Origin of the sequence: Mesorhizobium sp. B2-4-6 (genome assembly GCF_006442775.1) — a bacterium.
Taxonomy (GTDB): Bacteria; Pseudomonadota; Alphaproteobacteria; order Rhizobiales; family Rhizobiaceae; genus Mesorhizobium.
The window spans coordinates 57,890-74,697 of the sequence record NZ_VFVI01000005.1 but is presented as its reverse complement, the minus strand read 5'-3'; the positions used below and the strand labels follow the sequence as shown (position 1 = coordinate 74,697).

Genomic DNA, 16,808 nt, shown 5'->3' with positions numbered 1-16,808 from the left:
CCGTCCAGAAAAGCCGTTGGCGATGGCGCCAGGTAAGATCGAAGCATGACAGGCTACGTCTACATGACCGCAAGCCAGAAAGGCGGCACGATCTATATCGGCGTCACCAATGATCTTGCTCGTCGGATGCCCGAGCACAAGACCGGCCAAAGCTCCAGCTTCACCAGCCGTTACGGTGTGCAGCGTCTGGTCTGGTACGAGGAGTATTTCGACATCGCCGACGCCATCCAGCGTGAGACATCATTGAAGCGCTGGCCGCGCCAATGGAAGGTGGAATTGATCGAGAAGAGCAACCCGGAATGGTTCGAGCTGTTTCGCGGAATTGGCTGGTGAGCGTTCTGGACCGTGGCGGCTCTCAACCGTCACGGCATGGATTCTAGGGTCTGCGCGCGTCGCTTCGCTCCTTGCTCCGCCCTAGAATGACGAAGGATGGGCTGCCGGGACAGCGCCCCCCTCTGGCCTGCCAGCCATCTCCCCCCTTGTGGGAGATTAGCCAATCACGCCAACCCCCGCTTCACCATCATCGCTTCCGGCGAGGGCATTTTCCCCCGGAACGCCGTGTAGAGCTCCTCCGGATCCTTCGAGCCGCCCGCGGCATAGATGTTCTTCCGCAGCCGCTCGGCGAGCGCCGGGTTGAAAGGATCACCCGTCTCCTCGAAAGCCGAGAAGGCATCCGCGTCGAGCACTTCCGACCACATATAGGAATAGTAGCCGGCTGAGTATCCGTCGCCGGCGAAGACATGGCCGAAATGCGGAGTGCGGTGGCGCATCGCGATCGTGTCGGGCATATGCAGCTTTTCGAGCGTATCGGCCTCGTATCGAAGCGGCTCGGCAGGCGCGTCCGGCCGCGCGTGATAGGCCATGTCGATCAGCGCCGACGCGGTGAACTCGACCGTCGCGAAACCCGCGCCGAATGTGCGGGCGGCGAGCATCTTGTCGAGCAGCGCCTTCGGCATCGGCTTGCCGGTCTTGACGTGCAGCGCGTGCTTTTCCAGCACAGCCGGCACCGTCAGCCAATGCTCGTAAAGCTGCGAAGGCAGCTCGACGAAATCGCGGCTGACCGACGTGCCCGAAACCGACGGCCAGGTCACCTCGGTCAGCATGCCGTGCAGCGCGTGGCCGAATTCGTGGAACAGGGTCTTCGCCTCATCGACCGACAGAAGTGCCGCCTCGCCGGCCGGCGGCTTGGCGAAATTCATGATGTTGTAGATGACCGGCTTGGCGCCATGACCGAGTTTGTGGCCGGACTTCAGCGCGCTCATCCACGCGCCGGAGCGTTTTGAGGGCCGCGCGAAATAGTCGGCCAGGAACAGGCCGCGCTCGCTGCCCTCGGCATTCTTGACCACGAAGACACGCGCGTCGGGATGCCAGGCGGCGATGCCCTTCTTCTCCTCGAAGGTGATGCCGAACAGTTTGGTGGCAACGTCGAAGCAGGCCTCGATGACCCGCTCAAGCTGCAGGTAGGGCTTCAGCTCCGCCTCGTCGAAGGCGAATTTCTCGGCACGCAGTTTTTCCTGGTAGAAGCGCCAGTCCCACGCCGCGAATTTCTCGTTGCTGCCGGCTTCCGCTGCCAGCCGTTCCAGCTCCTTCTGGTCAGCGGCGGCCTTTTCCAGCGCTTTCTCCCAAACAGGATCAAGCAGGTCGTGCACGGCCTTCGGCGTCTTGGCCATCGTGTCGTCGAGCTTGAGCGCCGCGAACGAGCCGTAGCCCAGCAGCTTCGCCTTCTCGGCGCGCAGCTTCAGCATGTCGCGCACGACATCGGTGTTGTCGGAGGCACCGCCATTCTGGCCGCGCATGATGAAGGCTTTGAACGCAATCTCGCGCAGGTCGCGGCGCTCGGAAAAGGTCGAGAACGGCTCATAGATCGAGCGCGACAACGTCACCGCATAGCGGCCCTTCTGGCCGCGCGTCTCGGCGGCCTCGGCCATGGCGCTTTTCAAAAAGTCCGGCAGGCCGGCAAGATCGGCCTCGTCGAGGAACAGCGCCCAGTCGCGCTCGTCGGCCAGCACGTTCTGACCGAATTTGGTGCCGAGCGAGGAAAGCTCCTCATTGATGGCCGCGAGCCGTTTCTTGCCATGGGCGTCGAGTTTCGCGCCCGACCGGACAAAGCCCTTCCAGGTCTTCTCCAGCACGCGCAGCGTTTCGGCATCGAGCTTGAGGCTGTCGCGCCGCTGGTAGAGGTCGTCGATGCGGGCAAACAGTTTCTCGTTCATCGAGATCGCCGAGAAATGCCGCGACATCTTTGGCGAAACCTCGCGCTCCATCGCCTGGATCGTGTCGTTGGTGTGGGCGCCGGCGCGGCACCAGAAGATTGACGAGACATGGTCGAGCGCCTCACCCGCGAGTTCGAGATCGGCCAGCGTGTTCTCGATGGTCGGCGTCTCGCTGTTGCCGGCGATCGCGTCGATCTCGGCCTGGTGCGCCTCGAGCGCCGCATCGAAGACAGGCCCGAAATCGTTGTCGCCGACGCGCGAGAAATCCGGCAGGCCGAGCGGCCCCTGCCAGACGGTCAGCGGATGGGCGGCGAGGTCGACGGTTTTTGACATGAACAGATCCAATCGGGGAGTTTCGATAGGCGGAGGGCAGCCCCGGATGTAGGGCGGTGTCGCGTACAGCGCAACTCGGGCTTCGCCTCAATAGGCGCTGCAATCCTGCGCCACCGCTGTCTGGGTGCTGGCGACGATGCGGCCGCCGGCGACGGTGAAGGTCTCGCGCATCAGCGTGTCGTTGCTGAGGAAGTCGTAGCAGGCGAGCACCGTGGTCTCGCCGTCCTCGCTCTTTTCGACGCGGTGGCGGATCGCGGCGCCCGCGACCGCGCCCTGCCATTCGTCGATCGAGGCGATGAAGTCCTCTTTGGTCTGGACGACGCCGATGTCGTCGAGCTTCATGCGCACCTCGTCGGCAAGCAGGTCGGACAATTCGGTGCGGTCGGCGACCAGCAGCGCCGAGTACCAGCGGTCGATGATGGCGCCGTCATCGGCGCTGGCGCGGGCGATCGTCGACATGAGCAGCGTCGCCGCGAGAAAGACCTTCCACCGGCTTCGGGGCATTATCCCTCCGTCACAGCTCCGGCCGCTCGAAATCGCCGGTGTCCTTGTTCATCACCCAGAGCTCCCCGGTCGAGATGTCGAACCAGGCGCCGTGCAGCGAGAGCCTTCCCTTGCCTTCGAGGATCGAAACGCAGGGAAAGGTCCTGAGATTGGCGATCGAATAGCGGATGGAGATGCGCTCCAGCGCCGTCTGGCGTTCGGTTGCCGTCATCATCGTGCTGGCAGCCACCGTCTCGGCGGCGGGCGCGATCAGGCTCATCCATTTGCCGATGAAATCGCCGGGCGACAGCGGCGCCGCATTGGTGTCGAGCGCGGCGCGAATGCCGCCGCAGCGGCCATGCCCCATCACCACGATGTTCTTCACCTTGAGGCTCTGCACGGCGAATTCGAGCGCGGCCGAGGTCGAATGGAACTCGCCGTCCGGCTCGTAGGGCGGCACCAGATTGCCGACATTGCGCAGCACGAAGAGCTCGCCCGGGCCCGCATCGAAGATCGCTTCCGGAGCCGAGCGGGAATCGCAGCAGGCGACGATCATCGTCTCCGGCGCCTGGCCTTCGCGCGCCAGCGAGCGGTAGCGGTCGCTTTCGGTAGGATAGCGACCGGTCATGAAGTTGCGGTAGCCGTTCAGCAGGTGCTCGGGGAGATGGGGCATGGGCGGCTAGAGCCTTTCCGGGGGTTGGAGGCGGCAGCTCGTTGCGATGGAAAAAGGCTCTAACGGCAAAAGCCGGTCGCGGGCAATGCCGAATTGCGGATCGCTGCGTCGCAATCGTTGCGGCAATCATGGCTCGCCCGATATGCGTCACGCCCAGATGGCCACGGGGATGCCGAAACGGTCGGTCAGCGGCGGATCGGGCGACGGTCGCGCCTCGCCGCTGGCGATCCGCCCGGCAATCAGCATCATTGCCGCCGCGTCGAGGAAATCGTCGCTCGCGGCGCCTCGTGGCGCTCCCTGGTCGAGAAAGGCTCTCTCGTAGCCATGCCGGCAAAGCAGCGCCTTGCGCTCCTCCATGCCGGCCGGGTTGACCGCGCCCCTTATCTTCTTCGGCAAGGTCATCGCCGCGCCGCCATTCAGCCGGCAGAATGCGACTTCCGGATGCGATTCGAACACCCGGCCGCGCAAATCGGGCCGTGCGATCACCAATTGGTCGATCTCGCGTATCTTCGAGAAAATACCGAAGGCCTGGATGGAAACGCCGCGCGGCGGGTCGGAGGTCTCCGTCGCCACCGCGCTTGCCAGCCGGTGCGCCGCATACCAGGCCTCGATCGTGGTGAAGTCGCTGGTATCGGCATAGAGCGCCGCCCGCGAGGGGATGGCGAACACGCTCGACTGCCGTGCCCCGAGCAAAGGCCGGACCAGCGCTTCCGGTCCGCGGCCGCCCTTGCGCGAAAAATCCGGCAGGCCGATCGGCATGTCGACGGCGATGGTGGCATTCGGCAGCGCGTCGAGCAGCGACTGGAAGCTCGGGAAGACCGAAACCGACGGCGCGACACCCGCTTCGCGGTGGACGGCGATCCAGCCGGCCTTGCAGCCATCGACGCCGGCCAGGCCGCCGTCTGGCGTCACGCCCGCTTGTCCCGCCCCGGATGCAGCAGGTGGCGCAGCTGCACCATGGCCATCGGATGCGACAGGCTCTGCGCGTCGGTTTCGAGCTGCAGTTCGTCGCCGCCGCGCTTGGCGGTGCGGGCGAGGATCTCGTAGACCGCGGCGGTGGTCGATTGCAGCGCCTTGACCGGCGCCTGGCCGGAGAGAACGCGCGCCAGATAGACGGCGGCCGTCAGGTCGCCGAGCCCATTCGGCGGCTTCTCGATCACGCGGTGCTCGGCAAGCAGCGCCTGGCTGCCATCGAGCAGGAAATTGCCGGTGCCGCCCGTCATCATCGCAGGTGCCGAGGTCACCAGCATGGTCGAAGGGCCGGCATGAAGCGCCGCCGCCGTCACCGCCTTGATGTCGGGCAGCGGCGCGCCCGCCATCCATTCCAGCTCATAGCGGTTGGGCGTCGCGATATCCGCGATCGGCATCAATTTGTCGCGCATGGCGACGGCCGTCGGTTCAGGCACGTAGAGCCCGCCGGAATCGCCCATCACCGGGTCGCAGACGTAAAGCGCATTCGGCGTCTTTTCCTTGACGGCGGCGACCAGCGAAGCGACGGCTTCCGCCTGGCCCGCCTCGCCGAGATAGCCCGAAAGCACAGCCCTGACCTCGCCCAGCCAGGGCGCCCGCTCAAGATCGGCCATCAGCGCCTTGAACTGATCGAGCGGCGGCACGATGCGCGTGGCCCGGCTGTGGCCCGGATGCCAGGGCAGGATGACGGTGGGCACCGCCCAGACCGGGAAACCCAGGGTCTCCAGCGCAAAGACCGCGGCGCGGTTGCCGACCGAACCGCGGGCGACATGGCTGGAGATGACGATGACCGCGCGCGGCGCGTCGGTTTTTTCTGCATTCATGGAATCTGAATCCTAGCCGCCACGTGTGGCGGCATACACCAGCCAGGCCAATAGCCCAATGGCAATGACGAAACCGAGCGTTCGGCCAATGCGGGTTCCCCAATATTCGATGGGATCGGCGCGGTCGGCATCGGCGGCGGTGACACGGTCGCGCGCGTCCCTCGCCGTGCGTGCGATGAACGAGGCGCCGCCCGGCGCCGTCTCGCGCGCCACGCGTTCGAGGATGCGGCGCGATTCGGTCTCGTCGTCCCGGCGCTCGGCCATGCAATTGCCCTTTCCTGCCCGGAGCTTAGAGCAATTCCAGGAAAAGTGCGAAGCGTTTAGACTCGGCGACTTCGCCGTGGCCTTCCGACCGGAATTGCGTCAAACGAAGAGAGGGAATCCTGTTCGCTCGACTATTCACAGCGGCTCGCGCCCGCGTCGGAATCGGCGTCATCGGCCGGACATTTTCTTACGCGTGGATTGTGGTAATGCTTCGCATGCAACTTCTGTCGAGGGACCAACCATGATTACAGAGCGCCTCTCACCACCTTCCGTCTTCCGCAATCTGCCTGCCTTCCTGATGATGGCTTTCGTGCTGCCGCTGCTTGCCGGCTGCGGCTACAACACCATTCCGACGGCGGAAGAGAACGCCAAGGCGGCCTGGAGCGAGGTGCTCAACCAGTATCAGCGCCGTTCCGACCTGATCCCGAATCTGGTCGAGACGGTGAAAGGCTATGCCTCGCATGAAAAGGATACGCTCGACGCGGTCGTCCAGGCGCGCGCCAAGGCGACGCAGATCACGGTGACGCCCGACACGCTGAAGGATCCCGAGGCGCTGAAGAAGTTCCAGGATGCCCAGGCCGGGCTGACCAGCGCGCTGTCGCGGCTGATCGCGGTGTCGGAAGCCTATCCCGACCTCAAGGCAAATCAGAACTTCCTGGCGTTGCAGGCGCAGCTCGAAGGCACCGAGAACCGCATCGCGGTAGCGCGGCGCGATTACATCCAGGCGGTCAGGGATTACAATCTGACGCTGAAGACCTTCCCGTCCGTGCTGTGGGCGACGTTGTGGTTCCGCGGCAACGAACCTTACGCCAACTTCACGGTGGAAGAGGACAAGATGCAGGTGCCGAAGGTCGATTTCGGCACGAGCACCACCAAGCAGGGCGGGTGAGAGCCTCGGCTGAAATTTAATCGAGCTTGCAGGCCTTGAGTTCCTTCACACCCCCCTCTGTCCTGCCGGACATCTCCCCCGCAAGGGGGGAGATTAGCAGCTTCTTTGCCGACGCCTCTCCTGCAACGTTGGCGATTGGCGAAGACGGTATTGAAGTCCAATCTCCCCCCTTGCGGGGGAGATGGCCGGCAGGTCAGAGGGGGGTGTGCCGGAGCGCCTTCGCCGGTGTTTTGCTCGCTCTCTTCCTCCTCCCCCTCGCCGCCCTCGCCGCCGACCTCCCCGCGCTGACCGGACGCGTCGTCGACAACGCCGGCATCATCGATGCGTCGACCAAAGCGGCGCTGACGCAAAAGCTCGCCGACTTCGAGACAAAAGGCTCGGACCAGATCGTCGTCGCCACCATACCCAGCCTCGGCGGCGAGGAGATCGAGCCTTACGCCAACCGGCTGTTCCGCTTCTGGAAGCTCGGCCAGGCCAAGGAAAACAACGGCGTGCTGCTCCTGGTGGCGCCCAACGACCGCAAGATGCGCATCGAGGTTGGTTACGGGCTGGAAGGCACGCTCACCGACCTGCACACCAAGCTGATCATCGAGAACGACATGGTGCCGGCCTTCCGCGCCGGCGATTTCTCCGGCGGCATCACCAAGGCCGTCGACGACATGATCATGGTGCTGGAGGGCAATCCGGAGGAGCTCGAAGCGCGCGGCAAGCGCAACGAGCAGGCGCCGTTCAACTCCGATGACCTGTTCTTCGCCATCTTCATCACCATCTGGGCGCTGATCTTCTTCGGCGGCATCGCGATGACGGTGCTGCCGCCGATCTTCGGCCAGAAGATCGGACCCGGCCGCTATCGCTGGCTCGGCATGACTTTCGAGCCTGGCCGGCGATCCTCCTCGTCGAGTGGCGGTGGCTGGTCGTCGGGCGGCGGTGGCTGGTCCTCGGGTGGCGGTGGCGGCGGGTTTTCCGGCGGCGGCGGCTCGTCCGGCGGCGGCGGCTCCTCGGGAAGCTGGTGAGGCATCATGGCAACGCGATCGATCAGCGCCGAGGACCATGACCGCATCGCCGGGGCGATCCGGACGGCCGAGTTGAAGACCGACGGCGAGATCTACTGCGTCGTCGCTCGAGCCAGCGACGGCTACTATTTTCCGGCCGCGTTCACGACGACGATCGGCCTGTTCGTCGCCAGCCTTGCCGTCGCCTACGGGCTGGAGGGCTTGTGGTTGACCATCCGGCTGCCGCATTTCGTCCTGGCACAAGTGCTGGCGCAGGCCTCGGTGCTCGCCTTGCTCTGGTTTCTGCCCGCCTTGCGCATCCATTTCGTGCCGAGAAGGCTGCGTTATCAGGCGGCGCACGCCAATGCGATGAAGCAGTTCTTGGCCCGCAACGTCCACCGCACACAGGCGCGCACGGGCGTGCTCATCTTCGTCTCCATCGCCGAGCGCTATGCCGAGGTCGTCGCGGACTCCGGCATCGATGCCAAGGTCGGCCAGCATGTCTGGGACGGCGTTGTGCGCGACCTGACGAAGCATGCCGGCGACAACCGGCTGCCCGACGGCTTCGTCAAGGCCATCGGCACGGTCGGCGCGGTGCTCGCCGAGCATTTCCCGGTGACCGAAGGCGACGCCAACGAGCTCGACGATCATCTCGTCGAAATCTGATCAGAGCATGATGCCGAAAAGTGTGAAGCGGTTTTCGGGCGACATCATGCTCTATCTCTTGGATTTAGAGACGGATTCAGATTTCAGGTCGATTCGACCTGAAATCATCCGGCTCTAGGCGCCTTGTCCGCCCACGCGCCTTTCGCCTGTGCGAAAGCGTCGAAGGGGTTTGGCGGACTCTTTGCAATCAGCCGATGCGGGTTTATGGTTAACCAATCATGAACACGCTGACGATCGACATCCGGAAGGCAGAACCGCGCGACGCGAGCGCCATCGCCGATGTGCACCAGCAGGCCTGGCGCGGCGCCTATTCGGGCATCATCCCGCACCGCACGCTGACCTCGATGATCAACCGCCGCGGCGTCGACTGGTGGGCCAACGCGATTCGCCGCGCGGCCACCGTGCTGGTGGTCGAGATCGGCGGAACGGTCGCCGGCTACGCCACGATCGGCAAGAACCGCGCCCGCGAGCTCCGCCAGCAGGGCGAGATCTACGAGCTCTATCTGCGGCCGGAATATCAGGGCATCGGGCTCGGCAGCCGTCTGTTCAAGGCGGCCAAGACCCGGCTCGCCGACCATGGCCTGCGTGGCCTGGTGGTCTGGGCACTGGAAGACAACCACAACGCCCTGGCCTTCTATGCCGGCAATGGCGGCCGCGATATCGCCGAAGGCGTCGAGGTCTTCGAGCAGAAGGCGCTGAAGAAGGTCGCCTTCGTCTGGAATGACTAGCGTCGCCTAAGTTACAGGCCATCACAAACTGTGCGCTTTCATTAGCGTTCAGTGCTATTCACCGCATTGCACCATGACGTTTCGCCCGCTATCGGTCTTGGAATCGAGAGAGGGATAGATCATGCGTATCGAAGCCGTGCCCACTGGAAAGAACCCGCCTGACGACGTCAACGTCATCATCGAGGTGCCGATCGGCGGCGAGCCGATCAAATACGAGATGGACAAGGAGGCCGGCACGCTGTTCGTCGACCGCTTCCTGCACACCTCGATGCGCTATCCCGGCAACTACGGCTTTGTGCCGCACACGCTGTCGGGCGACGGCGACCCGATCGACGTTTTGGTCTGCAACACCCGCGCGCTGGTGCCGGGCTGCGTCATCAATGTGCGGCCGATCGGCGTCTTGATCATGGAAGACAATGCCGGCCAGGACGAGAAGGTGATCGCCGTTCCCTCGCCGAAGCTGACGTTGCGCTACGAGAACGTCACCGAATACACGCACCTGCCGGAAATCACACGCCAGCAGGTGCAGCACTTCTTCGAGCATTACAAGGATCTCGAGCCTGGCAAGTGGGTCAAGATCGAGGGCTGGCACGACTCCAACTATGCCAAGAAGATGATCGTCGACGCGATTGCGCGGGCCAGGGCCGCTAAATAGGGCGAGAGACCTTAGCCTAGCCGGGAAATGGCGGGCGGAACCCTCACCGCAGCGCCTTCTCGCCGCCGGCCGCCGTGATGACGCCGACGATGATCAGTCCGGTCAGCACCAGCCGCACGCCGGCGCTGACGCCGAAGGTATTGAGCATGGTCAAAAGCAGCACCAGGAACAGGCCGGCGCCCCAGACGCCCGGCACGTTGGCCTTGCCGCCGGCGACCGAGGTGCCGCCGATGACCACGACCGCGATCGAGGCCAGCAGATATTCGTTGCCGATATCGACATTGGCGCCGCGGAAATAACCGGCGAGCAACGCGCCGTCGATGCCGCCAAGTGCGCCGCACAGCGTGTAGGTGAGGAAGCGGATGCGGCCGACATGGACGCCGGCGAGCCACGCGGCGCGGATGTTCTGGCCGATCGCCAGCACCGATCGACCGTAGATCATGCGCTGCAGCGCAAGTGCGGCGCCGATGGTGAAGGCCACCGTCAGCATCGCCAGCACCGGAATGCCCAGCACCTGCCAGTTGGTGAAATCGGCAAAACCCGGCGGCGGCTTGATCTGCAACCCGCGGCCATAGCTGATGTCGACCGACTGGATGACGAAGCTCGCCGACAGCGTGGCGATGATCGGCGGAATGCGCAGCGCCCAGATCAGCAGGTAGTTGATGGCGCCGATCGCGGCGCCGCAGGCAAGTGCCGCAAGCAGCCCGACGACGATCATGGCATCGCTGCCGCCCATCACCTTCATGGCGACCGCGCTGGCCAAACCGATATTGGCCGGCAGCGACAGGTCGACATTGCCGGGTCCCAGCGTGATGACGAACATCTGGCCGACGCCGACGATGACCGTGAAGACGGCAAGCGAGAGCGCCGCCGTGACCATGCCGCCGGCGCCGTAGCCGCCGGTGAAGGCGATCGTTGCCAGCCAGACGACCAGCGCGCCGGCGAAGGACCAGATCCAGGGTTTTTCAAGCAGCGCCCGCGCCGAGGTCATCGCTCACCGCTCCCTGCGGCTGATCAGCACCCGCGCCGCCAGCACGATGATCAGGATCGCGCCGTTGGCGGCCACCTGCCAGTCGGGCGGGATGTGCATGAAGGTCAGGAGCGGCGAGGCGGCCAAAGCCAGCGTCAGCGCCCCGAGCACCGCGCCGATCGGCGACACGCGGCCGCCGACGAACTCGCCGCCGCCGAGGATGACGCCGGCGATCGAAAGCAGCGTGTAGCCGTTGCCGATATTGGCGTCGGCCGAGGTGGTGATGCCGATCAGCGCCATGCCGGAAAGCACGCCGAACAGGCCGGTCAGCGCGAACAGCACGACCTTGGTCTTGAGCAGCGACCAGCCGGCCCGCCTCAGCGCCGCGGCGTTGCCGCCGGAACCGCGCAGGATCACGCCATAGGATGTGCGCATCAGGCCGAAATGCACGACCGCGGCGATCAGCAGCGCGGCAAGGATCGGAAACGGGATGTAGGGCGGCTTGAAGGACATGATTGAAAGCAGCCAGTCCGGCGCCTTGCCGCCCGGCTTGGGCAGGACCAGGATGGCAAGCCCCTGCCAGACGAAACTCATGCCGAGCGTGACAACGATCGACGGCAAATTGCGCAGATGGATCAGCGCGCCGAGCAAGGCATAGACGCCGATCGATCCCAGCAGAACCACGATGCCGATGAGCGGCGCATCCCTAAGCCAAGTTGCAGTCACGCAGCCGACAAACCCGACGAACGTCCCTATCGAAAGGTCGAGCTCGTTGCCGGCGATGACGAACATCTGCGCGATCGTCGCCAGCGCGATCGGGATCGCCAGGTTGAGCATGAGGTTGAAGCCGAAATAGCTGATGGCGCGCGGATTGAGCCAGGCGATCGCGATCAGCACCAGCGCCAGCGACAAAGCCGGCAAGAGGCCGCGCAGCAGGCGCGCCCGAGCGGCGTTGCCGCGCGGCGAGGATTTCGGGAGCGTGCCGGGAGCGATCGCGGTCATCTCAGGCCGCATCGCCGAACGAGGACTGGATGATCTTTTCCTCCGTCAGCTCGTCGCGCCCAAGATTGGCGACGATGCGCCCGTTCTTGAAGACATAGACATGGTCACAATTGTCGAGCTCCTCGGTCTCGGTGGTGTACCAGAGGAAGGTGCGGCCCTTGGCGGCTTCCTCGCGCACGAGGTCGTAGACTTCGAGCTTGGTGCCGATATCGACGCCGCGCATCGGATCGTCCATCAGCACGATCTCGGCGTCGGAGCCGAGCGCGCGGGCAAACAGCGCCTTCTGCTGGTTGCCGCCCGACAGCGAGAAGATGTTGTTGTTCACGTCCGGCGTGCGGATGCCGATCTTCTGCTTCCAGAATTCGGCGAGCTCGGCCTCGCGCTGCGGCGAGATCAGCAGGCCGTTGCGCAGCCGGGCCAGCGAGCGGATGCCGATATTCTGCGCGATCGACCATTGCGAAAAGATGCCGTCCGACTGGCGGTCGCCGGCGACCAGCGCCACCGGCGCGGTGACCTCGATGCCTGCCCTGGCGCGGGAGGCAGCTGAGAATATGGCCAGGAGCAGGTCCGTCTGGCCATGCCCGGCAAGCCCGGCAAGCCCGATGATCTCGCCGGCGCGGGCGACAAGCGCCTTGCCGTCCTGCTGCCTGGCCGGGCGCGCGCGAACCCTGAGCGCCCCGGCCTCGGTCTTGCGGGCCTCGGCTGCGGCCTTCTGATGTCCTTCGGCGCCACCCATGGCGGCGACCAGCTTGTCACGATCGAAGGCGCTTGCGACATCCGCCGCGACCACCTTGCCGTCGCGCATCACCACGATGCGGTCGGCGTTCTGCAGCACCTCGCCCAGCACATGTGAGATCAGGATGCAGCTGCCGCCCTTTTCGACGAAGCGGCGCACGAATGAAAGCAATTGCCCCGCCGTATGCGCATCGAGCGAGGAGGTCGGCTCGTCGAGGATGACCAGATGCAGCGGCTCTCGGGTCAGCGTGAAGGCGCGCGCCACCTCGACCATCTGCCGCCTTCCGATCGAAAGGTCGCCGGCAATGTCGTCCGCCGAAATGCCGTGGTCCGGGAAGATCTCATCGAGCTTGGCGCGGATGAGATCGGCGGCCCTGCGCCGCCAGCCGAAACCGGCGAGCGAGGGATGGTTGATGCGCGTATTCTCGGCAATGCTGAGATTGGGGCAGAGCGACAATTCCTGAAACACGCAGCGTATGCCGAGCTCGAGCGCCCGCGCCACCGAATAGCTTGCCTCCTGATTGCCGCGCACGGCGATCTGCCCGCCGTCCGGCCGCAGCGTGCCGGCCACCATATGCATGAGCGTCGACTTGCCGGCGCCGTTATGCCCGACCAGCCCGACGCATTCGCCGGCGCCGACATGGAAGTCGACGCCGTTAAGCGCCTGGACGGCGCCGAAATGCTTTTCGGCGCCGTCCAGTCTGACGATATCTGCAATAGCCTGGAGCATCCTCAACTTTTATCCGGTCGGCGATGCGGGCAGCAACCTGCCCACCACTATTGCTTGATGTTGGCCTTGATGGCCGCGATGGCGTCTTCCTGCGTGTATTCGTGGGTGGCGACGCCGCCTTCCTTGATGTTCGGCAGCGCGGCCTCGAAATCGTCCTGGGTGAAGGCCAGATACGGCACCAGCAGGTCGTGCGGGATGTCCTTGCGGCCGTCGAGCACCTGCTGCGCCACCCAGAAGGCGAGCGTCGACACGCCGGGCGCGATCGAGGCCGACCAGGTCTGGTAGCCGTCCTTTTCCTTCTGCTCCTTCCACCACTTCAACTCGTCCTGGCGGTTGCCCATGATGATGGTCGGGCGCGGCTTGCCGGCTGCGGCGAAGGCCTGCGCGGCGCCATAGCCGTCACCGCCTTGGTCGACGATGCCGACGACATCGGGCAGCGACGGCAGGATGGTCGCCACCGCCTTCTGCGCCGTGGTCTGGTCCCAGTCGCCGGTCACCGAACCGACGATCTTGAATTCGGGATGGGCGGCGACGCCTTCGAAGATGCCGGCATGGATGGCATCGTCGATCGAGGTGCCGGCGAGACCGCGGATTTCCAAGAGATTGCCGCCCTTGGGCTGGAACTTGGCCATCTGCTCGACTTCCTGCTTGCCCATGTCCTTGAAGTCGACGACGACGCGGTAGGCGCAGGGTTCGGTGACAGTCCCGTCGAAGGAGACGACGGTGATGCCGGCATCGCAGGCCTGCTTGATGGCGCCGTTGAGCGCATCCGGCGAGGCGGCGTTGATGACGATGGCGTCATAGCCCTGCAGGATCAGGTTCTGCACCTGCGCGGCTTGGGTCGGCACTTCCTTGTCGGCGGTGGTGAAGACGTCCGCCGCGGCGACGATCTTGTCGTCGACCGCCTTCTTGGTGACGATGCCGTAGCTGTCGAGCATCGCCTGGCGCCACGAATTGCCGGCATAATTGTTGGAGAAGGCGATCTTCTTGCCGCTGGTGTCGGCAAGCGCGGCGCCCGAGGCGAGCATCGCCGCCAGTGCACTCAATACGAGCAGTTTCTTCATGTCGGTTCCTCCCGGGGTTGCAGGTGTTAACGGATGGTCGTAACGCGAATGCCCTGTTTTTTATCTATTGTCAGACAAATTCAGACGAACCGCAAGCTGTCAACTGCAAAGCCTTGGCGCCGTCGATCAACTTGCGGTGCGACGATTGATAAGCCGCCGCGTCATGGTCTAGGAACACGGGCAGGAGACAGATTGCATGGCAGTGACGCCGACCGTTGCTCAAGGCGCGCCCGGAATACCGGCACGCTGGACGTCAAGCGCCAAAAGCGGGGTCGGCACCGCGCTTTCGGCAAAAAGCCCGCTCTGGTTCACCATCAGTCACGGCATTCTGAACGAGATCTATTACCCGCGCCTCGACAGCGCCTGCACGCGTGACCTGGGGCTGGTCGTGACCGGTCCCGGCGGCTATTTTTCCGAAGAGAAGCGCGATGCGGCCCACGCCGTCGAACCTTTCGAGGACGGTGTCCCTGGCTACCGGCTGACCAACATTGCTTCCGACGGTGCCTACAGAATTGAAAAGCGCATCGTTACGGATCCGAAACGAGCTGTCCTGCTGCAGGAAACCAGTTTCACCGTCCTCAAGGGCCAGGCTGCGGATTACCGCGTCTACGCGCTGCTGGCGCCGCATCTCGTAAATGCCGGCATGGGCAACACCGCTTGGATCGGCGAGCACAAGGGACAGCGCGTTCTTTTCGCCACCGGACGCGGCGTATCGCTTGCGCTCGCCTCCTCCTTGCCCTGGGGCGCCTGCTCGGCCGGCTATGTCGGCTTCTCCGACGGCTGGCAGCAATTGCACGACAACGGCGCGCTCGATCCCTCAAGCCGGGTGGCCGAGGACGGCAATGTCGCGCTGACCGGCGAGATCGGCTTTTCGGCCGGCAAGTCGGCTGCCTTGCTGGCGCTCGCCTTCGGCGCTTCGCCTGAGGAAGCCGCCGACCTCGCGCTTGCAAGCCTGAAACAGGGCTTCGAGCCAGCTGCGGAAACCTATGTCGAGAACTGGCGGAAATTCCAGGCTGGGCTGGAAAGACTCGACCGTCACGCCGCCTTCGGTCTGAACGCCTACCGCGTCAGCAGCGCGGTGCTGGCGACGCATCTCTCCCTCGCAAGGCCCGGCGCCGCGGTCGCCAGCCTGTCGATCCCCTGGGGTTTCAACAAGGGCGACGACGATCTCGGCGGCTATCACCTCGTCTGGCCGCGCGACCTGGTCGAGACGGCGGGCGGCTTCCTCGCTGCCGGTGACGGCAGGCAGGCGCTGCAGATCCTCGTCTATCTGCGTTCGATCCAGCAGCCCGACGGCCATTGGCCGCAGAATTGCTGGTCCGACGGGACCCCCTATTGGCCCGGCATCCAGATGGACGAATGCGCCTTTCCGCTGCTGCTTGCCGATGCGTTGCGCCGCGCCGGTCATCTGCCGAAGTCGAAGCTCGCCGACTTCCTGGCGATGATCGAGAACGCGGCCGCCTATGTCGTGCGCAACGGCCCGGTCACCGGCGAGGACCGCTGGGAAGAGGACGCCGGCTACAGCCCGTTCACGCTGGCCGTGGAAATAGCCGCATTGCTCGCAGCTGCCGACATGCTGGACGCCTCCGGTAAAAATGAGCCGGCAAACTACCTGCGCGAGATCGCCGATTGCTGGAACGACCAGATCGAGCGCTGGACCTATGTCACCGGCACCCCGGCAAGCGCCAGGGCGGGCATCGAAGGCTATTATGTCCGTATCGCCCCGCCCGACGATGGCGGCGCCGCGTCGCCGAAGGACGGCTTCGTGCCGATCAAGAACCGGCCGCCGGCCGATACCGACAGACCGGCCGAGGCCATCATCAGCCCGGACGCCCTGGCGCTTGTGCGCTTCGGGCTCAGAGCCGCTGACGATCCGCGCATCCTCAACACCGTCAAGGCGATCGACGCCGAGCTGCGCCGCGACTTGCCGCAAGGGCCGCTCTGGTACCGCTATACCGGCGACGGCTATGGCGAGCATGAGGACGGGGCACCATTCGACGGCACCGGCCGCGGGCGGCCGTGGCCGCTGCTTGCCGGCGAGCGCGCGCATTACGAGTTGGCCGCCGGCCGCAGGGACAAAGCGGCGCAACTGCTTGAGACTTTCGAACGCTCGGCGGGCGTCGGCGGCCTTCTGCCGGAACAGGTCTGGGATCGTCCGGACATGCCGGACCGCGAATTGCGGCTGGGTGCCCCTTCCGGCAGCGCCATGCCGCTGGTCTGGGCGCATGCCGAGCACATCAAGCTGTTGCGCTCGCTGCGCGACGGCGCCGTCTTCGACCTGCCGCCGCAGGGCGTCGAGCGCTACATCAAGGACAAGACGGTCTCGCCGCTGCGGATCTGGCGCTTCAACAACAAGATCCGCTCCATTCCCCCCGGCAAGGCCCTTCGCGTCGAACTGTCGGCGCCCGGCGTCGTCCACTGGAGCAGCGACAAATGGCTGACCGTGCAGGACAGCAGGACGGCCGAAAATGCGTTCGGCATTCATCTGGCGGATTTGCCCGTTGGCCGCCTGCGGCCGGGAACCACCATCGTCTTCACTTTTTTCTGGCCCGGGGCGATGCGTTGGGAGAATGTCGACTTCAGCGTCGGCATTGACGCTCAATCGTGATCCAGATGGG

Annotated in this window: 17 protein-coding genes; 7 read left to right on the top strand and 10 right to left on the bottom strand. The window is 64.9% G+C overall.

What is annotated here, in order from left to right; genetic code table 11:
• The first annotated feature begins 45 nt into the window (after positions 1-45).
• A complete protein-coding gene (locus tag FJ957_RS15185; RefSeq protein ID WP_140832653.1) occupies positions 46-333 on the top strand; it encodes a GIY-YIG nuclease family protein in 288 nt (95 codons plus the stop codon).
• A 164-nt stretch (positions 334-497) separates the two neighbouring features.
• Here FJ957_RS15185 and FJ957_RS15180 read toward each other — a convergent pair whose 3' ends face one another.
• The 6 genes from FJ957_RS15180 to FJ957_RS15155 form a co-directional block, all read right to left on the bottom strand.
• The gene (locus tag FJ957_RS15180) at positions 498-2,546 is read right to left on the bottom strand and encodes a M3 family metallopeptidase (protein WP_181180575.1); all 2,049 of its coding nucleotides are present in this window, start codon (positions 2,544-2,546) and stop codon (positions 498-500) included.
• An 87-nt stretch (positions 2,547-2,633) separates the two neighbouring features.
• Complete coding sequence (locus tag FJ957_RS15175; RefSeq protein WP_140832651.1) at positions 2,634-3,050, bottom strand: nuclear transport factor 2 family protein; 417 nt, start codon at positions 3,048-3,050, stop codon at positions 2,634-2,636.
• Between the two features lie 10 nt (positions 3,051-3,060).
• Positions 3,061-3,702: a carbonic anhydrase gene (locus FJ957_RS15170; protein WP_140647046.1), complete on the bottom strand. Its 642-nt coding sequence runs from the start codon at positions 3,700-3,702 to the stop codon at positions 3,061-3,063.
• Between the two features lie 147 nt (positions 3,703-3,849).
• On the bottom strand, positions 3,850-4,614 hold the full coding sequence (locus FJ957_RS15165) for a DUF429 domain-containing protein (protein ID WP_140832649.1): 765 nt from the start codon (positions 4,612-4,614) through the stop codon (positions 3,850-3,852).
• Positions 4,611-5,495: a pyridoxal kinase PdxY gene (gene pdxY / locus FJ957_RS15160; RefSeq protein ID WP_140832647.1), complete on the bottom strand. Its 885-nt coding sequence runs from the start codon at positions 5,493-5,495 to the stop codon at positions 4,611-4,613. Before pdxY ends, FJ957_RS15165 begins: the two co-directional genes overlap by 4 nt.
• Positions 5,496-5,507: 12 nt before the next feature.
• Positions 5,508-5,759, bottom strand: a complete 252-nt coding sequence (locus tag FJ957_RS15155) for a hypothetical protein (protein WP_140832646.1) — start codon at positions 5,757-5,759, stop codon at positions 5,508-5,510.
• Positions 5,760-6,000: 241 nt separating this feature from the next.
• On the opposite strand from FJ957_RS15155, the gene FJ957_RS15150 reads away from it, so the two are divergent.
• The 5 genes from FJ957_RS15150 (at position 6,001) to ppa (ending at position 9,689) form a co-directional block, all read left to right on the top strand.
• Positions 6,001-6,648, top strand: a complete 648-nt coding sequence (locus FJ957_RS15150) for a LemA family protein (RefSeq protein WP_140658702.1) — start codon at positions 6,001-6,003, stop codon at positions 6,646-6,648.
• 230 nt (positions 6,649-6,878) lie between these two features.
• A complete protein-coding gene (locus FJ957_RS15145; protein WP_246674404.1) occupies positions 6,879-7,661 on the top strand; it encodes a YgcG family protein in 783 nt (260 codons plus the stop codon).
• Positions 7,662-7,667: 6 nt separating this feature from the next.
• Positions 7,668-8,306, top strand: coding sequence for a TPM domain-containing protein (locus FJ957_RS15140; RefSeq protein ID WP_140832642.1), 639 nt, complete (start codon positions 7,668-7,670; stop codon positions 8,304-8,306).
• 218 nt (positions 8,307-8,524) lie between these two features.
• Positions 8,525-9,034, top strand: a complete 510-nt coding sequence (locus tag FJ957_RS15135; RefSeq protein WP_140832640.1) for a GNAT family N-acetyltransferase — start codon at positions 8,525-8,527, stop codon at positions 9,032-9,034.
• 121 nt (positions 9,035-9,155) lie between these two features.
• Entirely contained in the window at positions 9,156-9,689 is a 534-nt protein-coding gene (ppa, locus tag FJ957_RS15130) for an inorganic diphosphatase (protein ID WP_140832638.1), read from the top strand.
• Between the two features lie 43 nt (positions 9,690-9,732).
• On the opposite strand, the gene FJ957_RS15125 is transcribed toward ppa, so the two are convergent.
• The 4 genes from FJ957_RS15125 to FJ957_RS15110 are packed head-to-tail and all read right to left on the bottom strand — an operon-like array spanning position 9,733 to position 14,190.
• Entirely contained in the window at positions 9,733-10,680 is a 948-nt protein-coding gene (locus tag FJ957_RS15125; RefSeq protein WP_140832636.1) for an ABC transporter permease, read from the bottom strand.
• Positions 10,681-10,683: 3 nt separating this feature from the next.
• Positions 10,684-11,661, bottom strand: a complete 978-nt coding sequence (locus FJ957_RS15120) for an ABC transporter permease (RefSeq protein ID WP_181177709.1) — start codon at positions 11,659-11,661, stop codon at positions 10,684-10,686.
• Position 11,662: 1 nt separating this feature from the next.
• Positions 11,663-13,126 carry a sugar ABC transporter ATP-binding protein gene (locus FJ957_RS15115; protein WP_140832632.1) on the bottom strand — a complete coding sequence of 488 codons (1,464 nt, stop codon included), beginning with the start codon at positions 13,124-13,126 and terminating at the stop codon, positions 11,663-11,665.
• A gap of 47 nt (positions 13,127-13,173) precedes the next feature.
• A complete protein-coding gene (locus FJ957_RS15110) occupies positions 13,174-14,190 on the bottom strand; it encodes an ABC transporter substrate-binding protein (RefSeq protein ID WP_140832630.1) in 1,017 nt (338 codons plus the stop codon).
• Positions 14,191-14,386: 196 nt separating this feature from the next.
• On the opposite strand from FJ957_RS15110, the gene FJ957_RS15105 reads away from it, so the two are divergent.
• Positions 14,387-16,798, top strand: a complete 2,412-nt coding sequence (locus FJ957_RS15105) for a glucan 1,4-alpha-glucosidase (RefSeq protein ID WP_140832628.1) — start codon at positions 14,387-14,389, stop codon at positions 16,796-16,798.
• Positions 16,799-16,808: the final 10 nt, after the last annotated feature.

Bases quoted from the DNA above. Each gene is read 5' to 3' on its own strand.
- FJ957_RS15110 (WP_140832630.1), bottom strand. From the start codon at position 14,190: ATGAAGAAACTGCTCGTATTGAGTGCACTGGCGGCGATGCTCGCCTCG.
- pdxY (WP_140832647.1), bottom strand. From the start codon at position 5,495: ATGAATGCAGAAAAAACCGACGCGCCGCGCGCGGTCATCGTCATCTCC.
- FJ957_RS15150 (WP_140658702.1), top strand. From the start codon at position 6,001: ATGATTACAGAGCGCCTCTCACCACCTTCCGTCTTCCGCAATCTGCCT.
- FJ957_RS15115 (WP_140832632.1), bottom strand. From the start codon at position 13,126: ATGCTCCAGGCTATTGCAGATATCGTCAGACTGGACGGCGCCGAAAAG.
- FJ957_RS15185 (WP_140832653.1), top strand. From the start codon at position 46: ATGACAGGCTACGTCTACATGACCGCAAGCCAGAAAGGCGGCACGATC.
- FJ957_RS15175 (WP_140832651.1), bottom strand. From the start codon at position 3,050: ATGCCCCGAAGCCGGTGGAAGGTCTTTCTCGCGGCGACGCTGCTCATG.
- FJ957_RS15170 (WP_140647046.1), bottom strand. From the start codon at position 3,702: ATGCCCCATCTCCCCGAGCACCTGCTGAACGGCTACCGCAACTTCATG.
- FJ957_RS15140 (WP_140832642.1), top strand. From the start codon at position 7,668: ATGGCAACGCGATCGATCAGCGCCGAGGACCATGACCGCATCGCCGGG.
- FJ957_RS15180 (WP_181180575.1), bottom strand. From the start codon at position 2,546: ATGTCAAAAACCGTCGACCTCGCCGCCCATCCGCTGACCGTCTGGCAG.
- FJ957_RS15105 (WP_140832628.1), top strand. From the start codon at position 14,387: ATGGCAGTGACGCCGACCGTTGCTCAAGGCGCGCCCGGAATACCGGCA.
- FJ957_RS15135 (WP_140832640.1), top strand. From the start codon at position 8,525: ATGAACACGCTGACGATCGACATCCGGAAGGCAGAACCGCGCGACGCG.
- FJ957_RS15155 (WP_140832646.1), bottom strand. From the start codon at position 5,759: ATGGCCGAGCGCCGGGACGACGAGACCGAATCGCGCCGCATCCTCGAA.
- FJ957_RS15120 (WP_181177709.1), bottom strand. From the start codon at position 11,661: ATGACCGCGATCGCTCCCGGCACGCTCCCGAAATCCTCGCCGCGCGGC.
- ppa (WP_140832638.1), top strand. From the start codon at position 9,156: ATGCGTATCGAAGCCGTGCCCACTGGAAAGAACCCGCCTGACGACGTC.
- FJ957_RS15125 (WP_140832636.1), bottom strand. From the start codon at position 10,680: ATGACCTCGGCGCGGGCGCTGCTTGAAAAACCCTGGATCTGGTCCTTC.